The organism is Bacillus sp. OK048, assembly GCF_900103525.1.
Classification (GTDB): Bacteria; Bacillota; Bacilli; order Bacillales; family Cytobacillaceae; genus Neobacillus.
In genome coordinates this window covers 18613-35533 of the sequence record NZ_FNHN01000018.1, presented here as the reverse complement: position 1 = coordinate 35533, position 16921 = coordinate 18613, and the positions used below count along the sequence as shown (strand labels likewise).

The 16921-nt window shown below is 37.0% G+C and carries 17 protein-coding genes, 1 pseudogene and 1 riboswitch; of the genes and pseudogenes, 6 read left to right on the top strand and 12 right to left on the bottom strand.

All coding sequences use genetic code 11. The annotated features are described in order from the left end of the window. Positions 1 to 164 precede the first annotated feature (164 nt). Both BLR86_RS23115 and BLR86_RS23110 read right to left on the bottom strand, forming a co-directional pair. Positions 165 to 365, bottom strand: a complete 201-nt coding sequence (locus tag BLR86_RS23115; protein ID WP_090767418.1) for a cold-shock protein — start codon at positions 363 to 365, stop codon at positions 165 to 167. A 375-nt stretch (positions 366 to 740) separates the two neighbouring features. Continuing rightward, positions 741 to 992 carry a helix-turn-helix domain-containing protein gene (locus BLR86_RS23110; protein WP_139185716.1) on the bottom strand — a complete coding sequence of 84 codons (252 nt, stop codon included), beginning with the start codon at positions 990 to 992 and terminating at the stop codon, positions 741 to 743. A 144-nt stretch (positions 993 to 1136) separates the two neighbouring features. Between BLR86_RS23110 and BLR86_RS26305 the strand changes: the two genes are divergently transcribed. After that, positions 1137 to 1307 carry a hypothetical protein gene (locus BLR86_RS26305; protein WP_175493027.1) on the top strand — a complete coding sequence of 57 codons (171 nt, stop codon included), beginning with the start codon at positions 1137 to 1139 and terminating at the stop codon, positions 1305 to 1307. A gap of 234 nt (positions 1308 to 1541) precedes the next feature. On the opposite strand, the gene asnS is transcribed toward BLR86_RS26305, so the two are convergent. After that, the gene (gene asnS / locus BLR86_RS23105) at positions 1542 to 2933 is read right to left on the bottom strand and encodes an asparagine--tRNA ligase (RefSeq protein WP_090767412.1); all 1392 of its coding nucleotides are present in this window, start codon (positions 2931 to 2933) and stop codon (positions 1542 to 1544) included. Between the two features lie 204 nt (positions 2934 to 3137). Between asnS and BLR86_RS23100 the strand changes: the two genes are divergently transcribed. Next, entirely contained in the window at positions 3138 to 3410 is a 273-nt protein-coding gene (locus BLR86_RS23100) for a hypothetical protein (RefSeq protein ID WP_139185714.1), read from the top strand. Here BLR86_RS23100 and BLR86_RS23095 read toward each other — a convergent pair. Then, complete coding sequence (locus BLR86_RS23095) at positions 3407 to 3877, bottom strand: GNAT family N-acetyltransferase (protein ID WP_090767407.1); 471 nt, start codon at positions 3875 to 3877, stop codon at positions 3407 to 3409. The two genes, BLR86_RS23100 and BLR86_RS23095, sit on opposite strands and share 4 nt — an antisense overlap. A gap of 59 nt (positions 3878 to 3936) precedes the next feature. On the opposite strand from BLR86_RS23095, the gene BLR86_RS23090 reads away from it, so the two are divergent. Beyond that, entirely contained in the window at positions 3937 to 4083 is a 147-nt protein-coding gene (locus BLR86_RS23090) for a BA3454 family stress response protein (RefSeq protein ID WP_090767403.1), read from the top strand. Positions 4084 to 4112: 29 nt separating this feature from the next. Here the strand turns inward: BLR86_RS23090 and helD are convergent, their stop codons facing one another. Together helD and BLR86_RS23080 are read right to left on the bottom strand one after the other, a co-directional pair. Continuing rightward, entirely contained in the window at positions 4113 to 6437 is a 2325-nt protein-coding gene (helD, locus tag BLR86_RS23085; RefSeq protein WP_090767400.1) for an RNA polymerase recycling motor HelD, read from the bottom strand. 190 nt (positions 6438 to 6627) lie between these two features. Further along, positions 6628 to 7512 carry a hypothetical protein gene (locus BLR86_RS23080; protein ID WP_090767397.1) on the bottom strand — a complete coding sequence of 295 codons (885 nt, stop codon included), beginning with the start codon at positions 7510 to 7512 and terminating at the stop codon, positions 6628 to 6630. Positions 7513 to 7823: 311 nt separating this feature from the next. On the opposite strand from BLR86_RS23080, the pseudogene BLR86_RS26900 reads away from it, so the two are divergent. Both BLR86_RS26900 and BLR86_RS23075 read left to right on the top strand, forming a co-directional pair. Further along, positions 7824 to 8234 (top strand): annotated as a pseudogene (locus tag BLR86_RS26900) (protease inhibitor I9 family protein); the annotation flags it as partial. A gap of 63 nt (positions 8235 to 8297) precedes the next feature. Continuing rightward, the gene (locus BLR86_RS23075) at positions 8298 to 10286 is read left to right on the top strand and encodes a S8 family serine peptidase (protein WP_302847251.1); all 1989 of its coding nucleotides are present in this window, start codon (positions 8298 to 8300) and stop codon (positions 10284 to 10286) included. A 59-nt stretch (positions 10287 to 10345) separates the two neighbouring features. On the opposite strand, the gene BLR86_RS23070 is transcribed toward BLR86_RS23075, so the two are convergent. The 6 genes from BLR86_RS23070 to BLR86_RS23045 form a co-directional block, all read right to left on the bottom strand. Further along, positions 10346 to 11065 carry a DUF3784 domain-containing protein gene (locus BLR86_RS23070; protein WP_090767391.1) on the bottom strand — a complete coding sequence of 240 codons (720 nt, stop codon included), beginning with the start codon at positions 11063 to 11065 and terminating at the stop codon, positions 10346 to 10348. Positions 11066 to 11201: 136 nt separating this feature from the next. Next, positions 11202 to 11699, bottom strand: coding sequence for a L,D-transpeptidase family protein (locus BLR86_RS23065; RefSeq protein WP_175493031.1), 498 nt, complete (start codon positions 11697 to 11699; stop codon positions 11202 to 11204). 54 nt (positions 11700 to 11753) lie between these two features. After that, entirely contained in the window at positions 11754 to 13262 is a 1509-nt protein-coding gene (locus BLR86_RS23060) for an aminotransferase class V-fold PLP-dependent enzyme (protein ID WP_090767385.1), read from the bottom strand. Between the two features lie 382 nt (positions 13263 to 13644). Continuing rightward, the gene (locus BLR86_RS23055) at positions 13645 to 13989 is read right to left on the bottom strand and encodes a hypothetical protein (RefSeq protein ID WP_090767383.1); all 345 of its coding nucleotides are present in this window, start codon (positions 13987 to 13989) and stop codon (positions 13645 to 13647) included. A gap of 144 nt (positions 13990 to 14133) precedes the next feature. Beyond that, on the bottom strand, positions 14134 to 14529 hold the full coding sequence (locus BLR86_RS23050; RefSeq protein ID WP_090767378.1) for a sporulation protein: 396 nt from the start codon (positions 14527 to 14529) through the stop codon (positions 14134 to 14136). A 103-nt stretch (positions 14530 to 14632) separates the two neighbouring features. Further along, a riboswitch (cyclic di-AMP (ydaO/yuaA leader) is annotated at positions 14633 to 14772 on the bottom strand. A gap of 184 nt (positions 14773 to 14956) precedes the next feature. Beyond that, positions 14957 to 15682 (bottom strand): polysaccharide deacetylase family protein, encoded by a 726-nt coding sequence (locus BLR86_RS23045; RefSeq protein WP_090767377.1) that lies wholly within the window; start codon positions 15680 to 15682, stop codon positions 14957 to 14959. 226 nt (positions 15683 to 15908) lie between these two features. On the opposite strand from BLR86_RS23045, the gene BLR86_RS23040 reads away from it, so the two are divergent. Further along, positions 15909 to 16871: a MerR family transcriptional regulator gene (locus BLR86_RS23040; RefSeq protein ID WP_175493026.1), complete on the top strand. Its 963-nt coding sequence runs from the start codon at positions 15909 to 15911 to the stop codon at positions 16869 to 16871. The last annotated feature ends 50 nt before the right edge of the window (positions 16872 to 16921 follow it).

Sequence of the window (16921 nt, the reverse complement as noted above, 5' to 3'; positions counted from 1 at the left end):
AACCATCAATGGATACTTTTTCTATTGTAACAAATTTTCGAATTATTAGTCATTTAAAAATAAAGCATACTTCAAAAAATTCACCACATAAATTGTTTTGTCGTACTTCCTTTTTGAAAAAAAAAACAGACCCAATTGGGTCTGTTTTCGGGCACGCTATGTGATTATGCTTTGTGTACGTTAGCTGCTTGAGGTCCACGAGCGCCTTTTTCAACATCAAAAGTTACAGCTTGACCTTCTTCAAGAGTTTTAAAGCCTTCGCCTTGGATTGCTGAAAAGTGTACGAATACATCTTCTCCACCTTCGCGCTCGATGAATCCGAAACCTTTTTCTGCATTAAACCATTTTACTTTACCGTTTTCCATATTTGTTGCCTCCTAGTGTGATATCCACACATTGTATTACTATTCTTGCTCTTTGTGATCCAGGCGAAAAGCATAACTATTCTTCCCTTTACTATCGAACAAAAATAATTCTACCTAATCATACCAGAGAAAGAAAAATTAAGCAAGTGCTCGTCTATCATTTCTTCCTAATATCTACCAAAAAAATGTTCAAGTATGGTCACTTCTTGTGTTGAATATCTTTGTCTTTAAACATGAGAAAATCCCCCATTTGGTTTGGCTTTTTGTCAATTCCAAATTTGGGGGATTTATATTCTTCATCGCATATTATGTTTCATTTATTGAATTTTAGGAGTCGTTTTTCAGTGGTCTCGAAATAGTCCTAGTGACTTACATTCATGTTATTTTTACTTTCTTTTCTAGTTCCCAATCGTACAAATCCTCGATTGTGCAATTTAACTCTTTTGAAATCGTCATTGCTGTACTTAGATTCATCACTTTCTTAGAAATGTAGCCGTTAAGCTGTTCTAAAGGGATGTTTGTATTCTTTTCTAGGCCTTTAAGATTCATGCTGTTCTTAGTTAATAAGGCTTTGAGGTTACTTTTTTTCGCTTTATAATTAGTCAAAATGACACCTCGCTTTTCCATTAGTGTAACACAATGGAAAAATAAATGCACATCTACCACTTTTTTACATTCATTTACCAGTAAAAAACCTTAAAATTGTTCGTAACATGCGGCTAAACTAAATATGTGCTATAATTAAATTGATGAGAAAAAGGGGTGTTTAATTTGAGAAATTCAAATAACAGATTCAATAGCGGGCAAACCGTGAAACTAAAGGACACTGGCGAAGAAGTTACCATTTTAAAATGGCAATATGTTAAAAACATGAAAAGGTACTCTTACATCGTTAAGGAGCATCCCGGAACATTTTTTTTCGAAGAAGAATTTCAAAATTAATTAATAAAAAAGACCAAATCCAGTGGATTGGTCTTCTTTTATATTGGCTGTGTTAAACTGGACTGTTGATTCGAGCTCCAGGCGCTACGCTTTCCGCGGGCGGTCCGGGGAGCCTCCTCGGCGCTGAAGCGCCTGCGGGGTCTCCCCAGCCCCGTCCTCCCGCAGGAGTCGAGCGCCTTCCGCTCAAATCAACAGGTTTTAAAATCAACAATATCCTTTAAAACAGCCTTTATATTAAAATTCTGCGCTTCCAGTTGTCCTTGGAAACGGAATAACATCTCTAATGTTAGACATTCCAGTAAGATACATAATTAACCGCTCAAAACCTAACCCATAGCCTGCGTGTTTGGTGCCGCCATATTTTCGTAGCTCTAGATACCACCAGTAGTCTTCTTCGTTCATACCAAGATCGTTAATTTTTCCAGCTAGAATGTCTTCACGCTCTTCACGCTGACTTCCACCAATTAATTCCCCAATACCTGGTACCAATAAGTCTGTTGCTGCAACTGTCTTATTATCCTCATTTAATCTCATATAAAATGCTTTTATTTCTTTTGGATAATCCGTTACAAACACAGGCTTTTTGAACACTTTTTCACATAGGTAACGCTCATGCTCTGTTTGTAGGTCAAGACCCCATTCAACAGGATAACCAAAGTTTTCGCCTGATTCTTTTAAGATTTCAATAGCTTCTGTATACGTTACGCGGCCGAAATCAGACGTATGTGCAGAATTAAGGCGATCTAATAGCCCTTTTTCAATAAAGCTGTTAAAGAAGTTCATTTCTTCAGGAGCTTGTTCAAGAACATAGCCAATTACATACTTAACCATATCCTCAGCAAGGTCCATGATATCCGGAAGCTCTGCAAATGCTAATTCCGGTTCAATCATCCAGAATTCAGCTGCGTGTCTAGCTGTATTTGAGTTCTCCGCTCTAAAAGTCGGTCCAAATGTATAAACATTACGGAACGCTAATGCAAATGCTTCTGCGGATAGTTGTCCACTAACAGTCAGGTTGGTTTCTTTGTTGAAGAAATCCTTTGTCAAATCAGTTTTACCCTCATCATTTTTAGCAGGATTGTCAATATCAAGCGTGGTAACTCGGAACATTTCACCTGCGCCTTCGGTATCACTGCCTGTGATGATCGGAGAATGGACGTAAACAAACCCCTTGTCTTGAAAAAATTTGTGAATCGCATAAGATGCCAATGACCGAATGCGAAAGACAGCTGAAAAAGTGTTGGTGCGCGGTCTTAAATGGGCAATTGTTCGTAAATATTCAAATGAGTGTTTTTTCTTTTGCAAAGGATAGTCAATCGTTGACAGTCCTGCAATCTCAATAGTAGTCGCTTTGATTTCAAATGGCTGTTTTGCTTGCGGTGTATGGATAAAATCTCCTTCTACCTTAATGGATGAACTAAGTGGGAGCCTTGCAATCTCTTTAAAATTATCCAATTGCTCGTCAAATACAATCTGCACACCTTTAAAAAAGCTGCCATCGTTTAATTCAATGAAACCAAAGGTTTTTGAATCGCGAACGGTGCGGATCCACCCTGATAATTGAACCTTCTGATCTATGTAGCTTTCCGTATTTCTGTACAAATCCTTAATTAGGGATTGTTTCATATTCTTTTAAACCTCCAACTCTTATGTAAAAATAAAAATCCTCCCGCCACATGGGACGAAGAAGGTAAGTTTCCATAGTATCTTGTTCCTTATCCCTTCAATATTATATAAAACTAACAACAAATAAGCAATATTCAACAATTTTTCCTGTATTCTGTAAGATTTTTCAGAATATTGGCAGGATTATTGATAAGGCGAGTCGAATTGATTAGGAAATGTTCGATTCTTGAAGAAGGAGTGTTAATTGTGGATAAAGTTACTTGCATTGCTTACCTACTGTATCATTCTTCTAACCGTCAAGACATCAGAGAAAAGGCCATTCAATTACTAAATGGCGACGTATCTATTCGAGAATTAAAGAGAAATACCGTCATCCAAGCACATATTATCCTGGCAGAAGCAACTGTAAGAAAAAATAACCTCGACAAACTCAAGGTTCAGAAATTTGCCGAAGAATTTTTGTTACTTGAGGTTTAGCTTCCTTCGGGAAGTTTTTTTTCATAAACGAAAATTTCCTTGCCATTTTCACTTAAACCTGTTTTAATAGAAAGAAATCCTAAAGATTCCCAAAAATTCTTAACTTTTACATTTTCTTCAATCACTCCTATGCGAATACATCCTAGACTTCGTTCACGCATTTCACTTTCAAAAAGTGAATATGCCTGTGTACCAAAACCAAACCCTTGGTAATCAGCATGGATCATTAAAAGTCCCAGCCATGGGCATTGATCTTTCGGATTTTCCAACAAGTAATCCATAACCCCAATATAGGTATCATCCAGCTTGATAAATACACTAGTTGTTATAGGTTTTAGAAACACCTCTTCCATATCTGCATGGACCCTTTTGGCATTACCATTTTCAAAAACATTATAAGTTGGATTTGAATTTATTATTTCAAGCGCAATATATAGCGTTTCTTTTGTGATCTCTTCAAAATTCACAGACTATTTCTCCTCCTGTCCAAACAATAAAATTATTATATCAAAGAAAGGTGATTTTTATGGTACAAATTAATGTAACGGTTACGTTTGAAGGAAAAAGCTATTTAACAAATGTCATTGCAAATCCGAACACATCCGAAGAAGAAATTTACCGCGTTGCGTTTGAACAAGTACAACAGCAATGGAAAAATTACGAGCAACGCTAAAACAGCGCCCAATTTTGGACGCTGTTTTTTTATTCTATTTCATATAAATTCTCATGTGTCTCGTTCATCAAAGGACTTATTTCATTGGTTGCAAACATGTGGAGCCTATGCATCGCACGTGTACAGACCGTATAGAATAATTTCCGCTCACTTTCATTCCTATACGGAGAACTATCATAGATAATCACTGCGTCAAATTCGATTCCTTTTGCTAAATAGGATGGAATCACCAATATTCCTTTTTCATATGCAATGGTAGCCTTCTCAATTAAATGGAGTGGCACCTCTTCTTTCAGTTTTTCATATAACCTTTTACTCTCTGCTGCCGTACGACAAATAACCGCTATGGTCCGATGGCCTTCTACTAAAAATTCATTTATTTTATCCTGAATCAAGCCATTTAGTTCAGTAGCTTTTGCGAATTTTATGGATGGTTTTCTCCCGTGGCGATTAAATGGTTCGATCTCCTCACCACCTGCCACTAAACTGCTGGTGAAATCAACAATTTCTTTAGTGGAACGATACGTTTTTGTCAAAGTAATTTTTTCGACTTCTTCCCCGCTTACTTGATAATCTACTAGTACAGATGCTGATCCTGTCGCACCTGAAAAGATTGCTTGATTGAAATCTCCTAGAAGTGTCATCTTGCTATAAGGGAAAAGCTTTTGTATAAACGAAAACTGAAAGGGTGTATAGTCCTGTGCTTCATCAATAAAAATATGACGAATACCTGTTGATGACTTTCTGCCTTTGATCAAATCTTGTAAGTAGACAAATGGTGTTGCATCCTCGTAGAAAATTTGATTGTTTGCTAATCTATCTATCGTCTGTAAACAAATTTGTGTCCATTCATCAAGATGGATTTCTTTTTTACTAGCACCACTTTTAAATAATTGGTTATATAAGCCCATCATATCGATAAAATTTAATTTCTTCACTCTAGAAAATAACGGTTTGAATTTTTCCTTCACGACACGTTCAGCTAAAAACTTTTGCTCCTGCTCAAAATCATCAAAGCTATTATCGTTATACCGGTTTCTATCTTGCAATTCCTGGTATACCTCTTGAAAGTCATCTTTTTCAAGATATTGAACCGCTTCCTCTACCCAGCCCTTTGAGCGTTCCTGTTTGACTTTCCTTTTTAACTCCCTTAACAGCCAAGCCCTGACCGTCTCCATACGATTCGGGATAGTATAGCTTGAATCCAATGAATAAAAGTACTCACTGATTTCTAGCTTAGAAATGATTATTTCGCCTCGGAACACCAAATCTTTAAAAAGCAGACCTTTCTTTGATAGATCTTTTGCATACTGCTCAATAAGATCTTTAAACTCAAGACTTGCTTTATACCGAATCCCTTTAACCCTTGTATCGTAGTCATGACTTTCCTCATAATTCAGTAAAAACTCCATTTGATCAAAAGGATCTTCGACATCAAATTCTTTTCCAATATGGTGATTGATATATTCCATAAAGGTGGCCTGTTCCATATTCTCCTCCCCTAGTTCAGGGAGTACCGTCGATACATAGGAGTTAAAGAGCGGGTTCGGAGAAAACAGCATGATATTTTCCGACTTCAAGGTATCCCGATACCGATAAAGCAAATAGGCAACTCGCTGGAGGGCTGCAGATGTTTTCCCGCTGCCTGCCACACCTTGAACAATGAGCAGTTTGCTGCGTTCGTTTCGGATAATTTGATTTTGTTCACGTTGAATCGTTGCTACGATGCTTTTCATTTGGGCATTTGCATTATTTCCTAGTACCTCCTGGAGCATTTCATCACCGATAGTAACTCCAGTATCGAACATCGCTTTAATTTCAGATGATCGAATGATAAATTGACGTTTTAATTCCATTTGCCCGGCAATTTCCCCGTCGAGCGTGTTATAGGCAGCCGGACCCGGAGCAAAATCATAATACAAGCTAGAGATCGGTGCCCGCCAATCGTATATTAAAAAATTTTCATCCTGTTCATCCATAAATGAAGCAATTCCGAGATAAACATGGTCGACATTTGCCTCGCCTTTTTCAAAGAAGTCAATCCGCCCAAAATAAGGAGAATATTTTAATCGTTCCAGTATTCTAATCTGTTTATCCATTTGTTTAAATGTTCGTTCACGTTCGGATAACAATTCTGCCTGTTGTTTGATACTTGCTGCTGTTTCAATAACGTCGTCTGGTTCATCCATATTGACGGTGACATCTTCCCAAAAGGATTTTCTAAGCTCAAGTACGTCAGAACTGACGCCGCCAGTATTTTTCTGGAGTTTTACCTTTTTCTTTTCAATTTCCTTTATAACAAAATTTACTCGTTCTTGCTCTAATTGCAAGTCCTTGTTCTGTAAATTACTCATATAACCACTCTCCAGAAAAATTTTGGTCTTTTATATTTGACAACCATACATCTTTTGTGATATTGTTATTATAGGATATTTAATATTTATCTAATATATCCCGCTAGACCAAACCTTATTTTATCATGATTTCTTTTTGATTACAATAATAAGCCATCGCCATTAAGGCGTTTTTTTTATGTCTAAAAAATTATTTTACTCCATACTCCTCAGAATCTGTTCCTTTAACCTCATTATTTTTTCCGTAAACCCAATCTCTGTATAGACCATATAAAAGAGTCGTTAAAACTCTTACAGTAAGATAATCTACAAAATAAAATTTTTCCTTTACCAGTTTTACTTTATTAAAAAAATGTTCGAATATAACGGAAAATATCAGTAGCCTTCGTTTTGAAATCCAATTATTCTCTTTCAAAAAAGACAAACTGGAAAATAGTGAATAGAGGATGGCATACAGCGGTACAACGATAAAATGCTCATTCAATGAATGAACTCTTCCAACACCGAACCGAATCTTCCTTAGCGTAGCAAATACAAATATTAAATTAGCCTCCGTCACCATTATCATGAAGAAAAGCGATATAAACCGAATTAGCGAAATTTGTTTAGTTAATAAGCAATTCCACCAATCACTTATTTTAAAGTAAAATGGAATCAAAACTAAGGTATAGACCGTTTTCCACCAATGATGTTTATATACTTTTAACCGCAAAAATACGATTTCCACTAATGAAAAATATACTCCACCTAGTATCTTTCCGATCCAACCGATTTTTCGTGATGTTAAGAAAACGGCTGTAAATGGTACAAAAATAGTCTGGGATAAAATTGCTCCTAATGTGTTATCAAAATATTTCTTTTTCAGCACTCTCGGCTTATATTTATATGCTTTATAAAGGTTTAATACAAAAAATTCCAGTAAGTAGGCTAATGCAACATTTGACATTAACAGGATGAACAATTGCTTTTTATTTTTTGTTTTATAAAATGAGTACCCAAGTAAACAAACATGGATCACTAATAATATGATAAAAGGAATTTTATTATGTTTTGGATTCTTCATACACATACCCATTTCAAGATTAGTTTTAAGAGTAGTATTTGGAATCCTCCCCTTTTCATTCCAACTTTTTCCCCTCATCCAAAAAATTTGGTTCAAAAAGACCATGCTGCCGTGTACTTAAAGCCAGACTACAACGAAAGTCATAGCGGATTTTGTCGTATTATGAAGATTTCCCTCTATTTAATCGTATGAAAGTCTCAAGGAAAAAATCCTATATTAAAAGAATATTTATAATGTTCAATACTTTTTTAGTGCTGTGCGACTACTTAGGAGGGATACTTGTTTTCAACGCACTTTATGATGAAAAGGAGTTTGATCTGTAAATGACCAAAAAGTATAGTAGATTTTTTCTTGTAACACTTGTATTTTTATTATTTTTATCGTCAATGGGGGCAGGTGCTAGTGCTGCCAATAAAGCTGAAAGTAAACCTGCTGTGGACCTTGCTAACTTAGTTGGCAATATTAATTTCTCCTCTTCCAAAACGACTAGTGTCATTGTGGAGCTTGATGAGCCCTCGCTTGTGGAAGCGAAACATAAAGGAAAAAATCAAACAAAAGCAAATTTATCTAAGAAACGTAATCAAGTCAAAGCAGATGTTAGTAACGCTGTTAAAAGCGCAAAAGTAAATCGTGAATATGACTATGTTTTTTCTGGCTTTGCAGTAGAATTGCCTGCTAATGAAGTCCCTGCACTATTAGCTGTGCCAGGAGTAAAAGCGGTCTATCCGGATGTTACATACAAAGTAACCAGTGTAAGTAAGGGTGAATTACTTTCTAAAGACGAGTACAGTCCGAATATGTTTGCAAGTGCTCCACATATCGGTGCAAATAAAGCTTGGGATGCTGGCTTTACGGGTAAAGGAGTAACGGTTGCGGTTATTGATACTGGCGCTGATTACACTCATCCGGATTTAAAACATGCATTTGGTGACTATAAAGGATACGATTTCGTTGATAACGATAATGATCCACAAGAAACACCAAAGGGTGATCCACGCGGAGAAGAAACTGCCCATGGTACTCATGTTTCAGGTACAGTTGCAGCTAATGGAACAATTAAGGGAGTTGCTCCCGATGCGAAGCTACTAGCATACCGCGTATTAGGTCCTGGCGGTAGCGGAACAACTGAAAACGTAATTGCTGGTATTGAAAGAGCTGTTCAAGATGGCGCAGATGTTATGAACCTTTCTTTAGGAAACTCGTTAAATGATCCTGATTATGCAACAAGCATCGCATTAGACTGGGCAATGGCTGAAGGTGTTGTTGCAGTAACATCAAACGGTAACAGCGGCCCTGCTAGCTGGACTGTTGGATCACCTGGAACTTCTCGTGATGCAATCTCTGTTGGTGCGACACAGCTTCCATACAATGAATATAAATCTTCTATTACAACTACAGGAGGCGTTAGCTACTCTTCTGCAAAAGTAATGGGCTTCCCAAATGATAAATCTCTAACGGATCTAAATGGTAAAGAGTTAGAGTTTGTCAATGTTGGCTTCGGCTCCCCTGCTGACTTTGTTGGTAAAGATTTAAAGAATAAAGTCGCTTTGATCAGCCGTGGTGCTGGTATTGCCTTCGTCGATAAAGCTATAGCAGCAAAAGCAGCTGGTGCAGTTGCGGCGATTATCTATAATAATGTCGCGGGTGAAATTGTCATGGTGCCAGGTACAGTAATACCAACCATTAGAACAACCCAAGAAGATGGTCAAAAATTATTAGCTGAATTAGCAAAAGGTAACAACAAAGTAACTTTTAATATAAATAAGGCTAGTGAAGTAGGAGAAACGATGGCTGACTTCTCTTCTCGTGGTCCTGTAAACTCAACATGGATGATCAAGCCAGATGTTTCAGCGCCTGGTGTCAACATTACGAGTACTGTTCCAACACATGACCCAGCGAATCCATATGGATATGCATCCTACCAAGGAACAAGTATGGCTTCACCACATGTTGCCGGTACAGCAGCTTTACTCTTACAAGCCCACCCTGATTGGGATGTTCAGAATGTCAAAGCTGCATTAATGAATACAGCAGAAGAACTCAAAGATGCTAAAGGCAATGTCTATCCACACAACACTCAAGGTGCTGGAAGTATTCGTGTATTAGATGCCATTACAACGAAAACTCTTGCTGCACCTGGAAGCCATTCTTTTGGAACCTTCTTTAAGATTAAAGGCAAACAGGTGGAAAAGCAGCAGTTTACAATTAAAAACCTATCTAAAGAAAACAAGACTTATAGTTTCAAAGTGAACATGGGTGGAAACTCAAATGCAATAAAAGTATCTACTAGCAACAACTTAAAAGTAAATGCTGGTAAATCTCAAAGTGTTAATTTGAATGTTCAAGTTGACGCAGGTAAACTAGCACAAGGCTATTATGAAGGAACAATTACGATTAGTGATGGAACAGCAACATTCGATGTACCGACTATTTTGTTCGTCCAAGAGCCTGATTATCCTCGTGCTGAATATGTTGGAGTGAATCAACTTGGCAATGGGCAATTCGAGATTGAAGGATTATTTCCTGGTGGAGCAGAATCAGTGGAGCTTTTCGTCTATCTATCAAATGAAGCTGGAGCACCACTTGGGTATTTAGGTGACATTGCCGTTTACGAGGATGTTGCACCAGGATACACTACGTTTGCTTGGGATGGGAAAATTGCTGTCGATGTTAACGGTATTCCAAATGGATTTAAGCTTCCTGCTGGAAATTACTACAACGTCTATGCCTATGCAACCTACAAAGGCCAATCTGATCTGGCCGGTGCGAACTTCCTTCTCAAATAATAAAGTCAAAAGGTCATCGTTCCATGGGACGGTGACCTTTTGTGTTAAAATCAATATTATCACTTTTTCTCTGTTAGTTGCTGATACCAAAGCCTTGTCAGCTCCGGGTCTTTATCATTAATAAAAATCTTCTTATCTTTCATTTCAATATATATATAGGGTGAAGAACCTTTCTGAATAAAAAGTAGGCTGCTTCCATATCCAGTCACTTTAAAATGTCCTTTTGAAAGGGTTGGGAGACCCACGCCATTTGTTCTTACCGTAACCTCTGGTAAATTATCCATTAATTCTATTGAAGCAATATCCTCATATGCCCATTCATCACCATACATCCCGGTAATCTCGAAGCTGTCCTTCTTCGTTACTAGCTCGTACCCCTGATAACTAAAATAAGAAGCAACGCCTATTCCGCCAATAATGAGAATAAATAAGGAAATACTAATGATATAACCTCGTTTGCGTTTCTTAGGAACTTCATATTTTGTTAAATAAATAATGCCAGCCATTAAAAATATTGTCATAAAGCCAAATTGAACTTCTGTCGCATATTTAAACGAGGTAAACATAAGCGGGAGTAGAATCAACATGCCGACAGACGTTAAAATCAGCAAACCACCGACCTTTTGAGGATATCCGTTGCTAATTAACTGCTCTTGTTCTTCCTTCGGCCGATTTGCGAAACCTGAGATAAGCCAATATCCTTCCTTATTCCTAATTGCCCAACCTAGGAGAAGAAATATCAATATTAAGCTTACATGTACAATTAAAAGTCCCCACATTCAAGCAACCCTCCTTAATTCATACGACTTAACTCTTCATTCCGTATATACGATTCATTATAGCTGTTTGTTTCATTTTTTGTTAAAGAAAAATAAAAACGGCCAATTCTCGCTGAAATCGGCCTTTTCATTTTTACTATGGTCGAATACTTACCCTAGTCCCATTCGGTACCATACCAGCTAGTTGAAGAACATCCCTGTTTTGCATGCGAACACAACCATGGGAAACTGCTTTTCCAATCGAACTCGGATCATTTGTCCCATGGATACCATAGCCTTGTTTTGATAATGAGAGCCACAACACACCAAACGGTCCCCCGGGGTTCATTTGGCGGTTAACAATTACAAAATCTCCATTTGGAGTACTTGTGAGCATCTTCCCAACAGCAATCGGATAGATCTTTTCAAACTTTCCATTCCTGAATAACGAAAGTCTTCGCTTACCTACGGAGATTTGTATCGAATATGGAATGGTAGTTGGATCTGGCAGCCCAGGGATTTGAATTCTTTGTCCTACGTATAGTTGCTGGTGATTGACTCCTGGATTTGCGGCATAGATCCTCTCTAGGCTTACCCGATAATCTAATGAAAGCTGATGAAGTGTCTCACCAGGCTTTATGATATGAATCATGATATCCCACCTTTTTTAACTAGCATATGTTGGGATCTATTTAGCGTTGCCTAAATCCTATTCTTCCTCCAGAGTAAACAAAGCCGACATATCCGCCCGAACGTATTGATTATAGAAATAATCATTACTGGCTGAATCATAGATATAATCCTTTTTCCATTCCTCTCTATTTCTAGTTATCTCTTTTATTGCCTCTATAAATAACAAAATTTCTGCATTCGTCATCGTGGGATGTAAAGAAAACCGGACCCACCCTGGTTTTGTTGATAAATCCCCTTCATCAATTTTTCCGGCAATTAGCTTCGATTTATTTTGGTCAATTTGTAATAAATAATGCCCGTAGGTCCCTGCACACGAACAGCCTCCACGAACTTGAAATCCAAACCGGTCATTTAACAAACGAACGACTAAATTGTAGTGAATATCCTCCATATAAAAAGAAACAATGCCCAATCGATTTTTATGATGACCTTCTAATAAATGTAGATTAGGAATACTTTCTAATCCAGTCAGCAGAAGCTCTAGCTGTTCCTTTTCTCTGGCTAAAATATTTTCAACACCCATTTGTTCCTTTAATTTGATACATAATGCTCCACGGATTGCTTGAAGGATCCCAGGCGTTCCTCCGTCCTCCCGATTTTCAATGTCATTAATGTATTTGTATCCGCCCCAGGGATTTGTCCAAGTAACCGTGCCTCCTCCAGGATGATCCGGCACTTTGTTAGCATAAATTCTTTTATCAAAAATTAAGACACCACTTGTGCCAGGTCCGCCTAAAAACTTATGTGGTGAAAAAGAAATTGCATCTAGTTTTTCCAGAGGGTCTTCAGGGTGCATATCAATTTTCACATATGGTGCAGAGGCAGCAAAATCAACAAAGCAAAGTCCGCCATGTTTATGCATGATTTTTGCCAATTGATGATAAGGGGTCTGTATTCCCGTCACGTTCGAGCATGCGGTAAAAGAGCCAATCTTAACAAGTCTATCTCGATAGTTGGAAAGTAGATGTTCAAGATGATTCACATCGACATTTCCAAAGGAATCGGGCTTAATGATCTCAACATCTGCCACTGTCTCAAGCCAAGAAGTTTGATTAGAATGATGTTCCATATGTGTAAGAAACACTATGGGCCTTTCCCTTTCAGCGATTTTTATACTGTCTTTCCACTGCTCGGGGACTCTTAGCCCCAGTAACCTCTGTAATTTATTCATTACCGACGTCATCCCAAAACCGTCAAGAATGATGGCGTCGTCCTCACTGGCATTTACATGGTCCTTGATGATTTTTCTTGATTGATTATAGATTCCAGTCATCATTAAACTCGTAATGTTTGATTCAGTATGAGTATTTGCCATAAATGGCCCAAATATCTCTGAAATTTTTTGCTCGATTGGACGAAATAATCTTCCACTTGCAGTCCAATCACCATAAATAATTGTTTTTTTTCCAAATGGGGCTTCAAATTCTTGATGGATGCCGATGATTTGAGACCGAAACTTTTGAAAATATTCCTCAAGATTTTCCGGCAGCCGATACCATTTGCTCCCGATCCTTGCCGTAATCATACTTCAACACCTCTCCATCTAATCCTACTAATTACTATATGCAAAGGGACATTCGCTTGCCGACAATTCTTATTTAATGAAAGGCTTTGTTATTATTCATTGTTGATTTTCGTGTAGAAAAAGTTTTAAGCGGAGAATTTCCGGCTAATGTCGATAGTGGAGGCTTAAGGAACAAATATAAGCGGAGATATTCCGACTAACTGTTCACAATAAGACAAAAGCCATCGTTTTGGAACGTATAACCGGAAAAACTCCGCTTATTTTAAGGGAAATATGGGAATTTCTCCGCCTATTTTTCAATATGAGTGAAATCAACATTTACCTTTAACACAGCCTAATAAAAAAAGCCTGATCATATGATGACCAAGCATTTTTATACTTATTACATTGTATTTTTTGTAGATTCTTTTCGATTGACTTCATCGATTTTTTGAACGAACATTTGAAAAACTCGTTGTTTTTCTTCTAATTCTTTAATATATTCTTTTAATTGATTATAACTTTCTTCGAAAGGTTTATGATACCTTTGGCGTATGTTTTCAATAATTTCCTCATTCACAGTCGATTGAATGACTTGCTTGGTAATTCCATATTTGTACGAATATACCTTTAATTCCTGTGCCACTTCTTCATATTCTTTATCAATTTCTGTAAGAACTACTGAAATGTCATCCTTCCACTCTTCTAGTGATTTTTGCAGATAGGATTTAACCATTGTTGCTTCCATTATTGCACCCGCCCTATTAAAGTCTTATGTAACTTTATTATAGCGGTAATTGTTTACATATTAATTTCTAGGTGTTTACAATACTATATCAAAAAATAGGTATAAATTCGGATTTACATAGAAAACTAGTTTAATAGATACATTCTATGAAACTGCACCAATTTTAATAGGTACATTTTGTGTAATATTATTTGAATTTCCTAAATCGATATTGATCATTAAGGAATACTGAAAGTTGTTTTGACTATGTTGAATTTCGTTAGGTACATCGATTAAGAAAGTAATCTTACCCGTTTGGTTGGGAATGGATTCAAGAGAACAGAAAACTGAATGACTATTAAACGTTTCTTCCACGAATGCCTGTGAATCAATACCAACAAGATCAATATCGTATCGCTTTATTTTATTTTTAAGCAGTCCACCTGTTATCTCAATCGTACCGTTAATAATACTTCCGGCTGTGTATACTTGCTTATCCAAATGCACCATTGTTTTTGGCAAACCAATTTTTAGTTTTGTTAAATAATCTTTTAATGTCATTTTCTTCACCTGTTCCCTATAAATAGGCATAATAAAAGACCAGCAATAGTATTCAAGCAACTTTATGTTAAAAAACAAAAAGGCCCTGTACTTGGCGGTCTATGACCTCCTTCGCATTAGCCGACGAAGTTAGCTGACGGGTAGGATGGCGAAAGAAAATCTCATCCTTTCTACATTGTAGAATTAACCCCACTTAATTGGTTCCTCCGTACCCTAGATAATGGGTTTAGGCCGAATATTTAATTGTACTTTTGATTCTGACGCTAATTCTATCCTCAACCCGATTGGTTGTAAAGAGTGATTTTCACTTAAATTGGGCGTTTAATGTCCAAATTCAAGTAAAAACTATGACTTTGCGATTGATTGCTCATGAAACATCGAAATCTCGTCGCTTAGTATACCTACTACTGGTGCATAGCTAGAACGTTCAATGTGAAATCAAATTTGCAAACTCCTCAAGAGTAGTCGAATACTTTACATAAAGTCGTGGCAAATAAAAGTATTCGTCTTTTATTCCTTTTTTTGTATACATTTCTGGTGTTGTTGTTACACCAAATGAATAATACTTTTTCGCTTCTTTCGCAACATTTTCATTAAAATTTCCATAGGGATAAGCCAGTGCTATTACAGGTTTTCCTGTCATTTTTTCTATTTTCTCCTTCGAGCCCTGTAATTCAATTTGAAGAGCCGCTGTTTTTGTCAAATCTGGGTGAGTAGCTGTGTGGGACTGAACAGAAATCACACCAGTGGCGGCCATCTTTTTTAATTCAGATTGGGACAAGCGATTCCTTTGACCGACAAAATCAGAGATAACGAAGAAAGTTGCCGTCGGTTTAAAGTGATCATCTGTTAACTTTTGAAGGATCTCAAAAGCATTTCGATTATTTTTATACCCATCATCAAAGGTAATAAAAATCGGTTTGTTAATTTTGTTCATATCCTGCCATCTTTCAAATGTTAATAACGTATATCCTTGTTTTTTCAAAAAGGTCATTTGTTTTTCGAAATTTTCAGGTGTTACATATAATTCCTTTGAGCCTAGTCCCTTATATTCATCAATTGAGTGGTAAATTAAAATTGGCACCTTCTGCTTTGCTTGAACATGGGCTGGGAGGAACACCATAAGCAGAATGATCAATAAACTCCTAAACATCGGCCTCACCTTTTCATCGATTTATTTCCCACTAGTATTCCTCAACTAGAATAATTTATCTCTCGGATTCCGATTACATCCTTTTTTGCATGAATTTGTTGTTATTTCGTGATATCCGTCTTGTTTTGATAGCTTTTGTCACCCTGCAGGAAAATCGGGTGCTCTGTAGAGAATTTACTATCTAAAGATGTTTTACCGTAACTTAGATAGAAGGGGTTGGAACACGATGAAAACTTTCACATTAAAAGAAGTTTCTAAAAAAATAAATATCACACCCGCTACACTGAGAAAATGGGAAAAGGAACTTGACGAATATCTTTATATTCCTCGAACAAAACAAGGGGCAAGAATATATTCACAAGTAGAAATAGAGTTACTTTTAGAAATTAAGCAAATGTACGAAAACAAACTCAGTACCGCAACGATTTTACAAACGTTGCAAGGTGGTCCAGAACTCGAAGAAGAACTTTTTGAATATGAAGAAGAGCTTCTCGAATTGGAAGAAGAGCTTTCTGATTTGGAAGAAGAACAACTTGAACAAGAAGACGAATTTTCTGATTTTAAAGAGGCAAATACCAAATCCAATTCGCAGGAATTAACCTTTGTTTCCCCGGTATTTGAAAAGGAAGTTGCAATAAAAAACGCAAATGAATTTTTCATTGCCATGGATACCTATAAGCAAACCTTTTTAAATGAAGTAAAAGAAGAAATACGAAATGTCCTTCGCAAAGAGGTAGTTGATGAAGTTAAAAAGGAAATTGTAAATGGAGCCGCCTTCACTGTAAAATCACTGTCCGAATCCATTAATCAATCTACCGTCACTACAAAAGCCATGTTAGGAGAACTTTCGGTTCATTTAGACAAAAATGCAGAGCAGACAACGGAAAGGCTGCTTTATTTATCAAAAAGTATTGTCAATGCCTCTCAAGAAACCTCTGAAGATATTTATTCGCTATCTAAGCAATTATCGGAATCCACCGAGGAACTAGCTCATTATGTAGATATCACAAATACAGAAATTACTAGCCTGTCAGAAGCGATTGAAAAGGATCGTGGTGACCGCGGCAAAGAACGGGAATTATTCCGACATGAAATCACACAAAGAGAAGCTGCTTTTCAGAATTTGTTAACAAGCTTTCGAGACGTAGCTGTTGCAAAAGATAAGAAATGGTGGAAGTTCTGGGAATAAGAATCAAATGACACTTGCTTTGGTCAAATATATCAAGCGGGGGGAATTAC

Bases quoted from the DNA above. Each gene is read 5' to 3' on its own strand.
- BLR86_RS23070 (WP_090767391.1), bottom strand. From the start codon at position 11,065: ATGTGGGGACTTTTAATTGTACATGTAAGCTTAATATTGATATTTCTT.
- BLR86_RS23050 (WP_090767378.1), bottom strand. From the start codon at position 14,529: ATGACATTAAAAGATTATTTAACAAAACTAAAAATTGGTTTGCCAAAA.
- BLR86_RS23110 (WP_139185716.1), bottom strand. From the start codon at position 992: ATGGAAAAGCGAGGTGTCATTTTGACTAATTATAAAGCGAAAAAAAGT.
- BLR86_RS23075 (WP_302847251.1), top strand. From the start codon at position 8,298: ATGTTTGCAAGTGCTCCACATATCGGTGCAAATAAAGCTTGGGATGCT.
- BLR86_RS23115 (WP_090767418.1), bottom strand. From the start codon at position 365: ATGGAAAACGGTAAAGTAAAATGGTTTAATGCAGAAAAAGGTTTCGGA.
- helD (WP_090767400.1), bottom strand. From the start codon at position 6,437: ATGAGTAATTTACAGAACAAGGACTTGCAATTAGAGCAAGAACGAGTA.
- BLR86_RS23040 (WP_175493026.1), top strand. From the start codon at position 15,909: ATGAAAACTTTCACATTAAAAGAAGTTTCTAAAAAAATAAATATCACA.
- BLR86_RS23055 (WP_090767383.1), bottom strand. From the start codon at position 13,989: ATGGAAGCAACAATGGTTAAATCCTATCTGCAAAAATCACTAGAAGAG.
- BLR86_RS23080 (WP_090767397.1), bottom strand. From the start codon at position 7,512: ATGGGTATGTGTATGAAGAATCCAAAACATAATAAAATTCCTTTTATC.
- BLR86_RS23090 (WP_090767403.1), top strand. From the start codon at position 3,937: ATGGTACAAATTAATGTAACGGTTACGTTTGAAGGAAAAAGCTATTTA.
- asnS (WP_090767412.1), bottom strand. From the start codon at position 2,933: ATGAAACAATCCCTAATTAAGGATTTGTACAGAAATACGGAAAGCTAC.
- BLR86_RS23045 (WP_090767377.1), bottom strand. From the start codon at position 15,682: ATGTTTAGGAGTTTATTGATCATTCTGCTTATGGTGTTCCTCCCAGCC.
- BLR86_RS23060 (WP_090767385.1), bottom strand. From the start codon at position 13,262: ATGATTACGGCAAGGATCGGGAGCAAATGGTATCGGCTGCCGGAAAAT.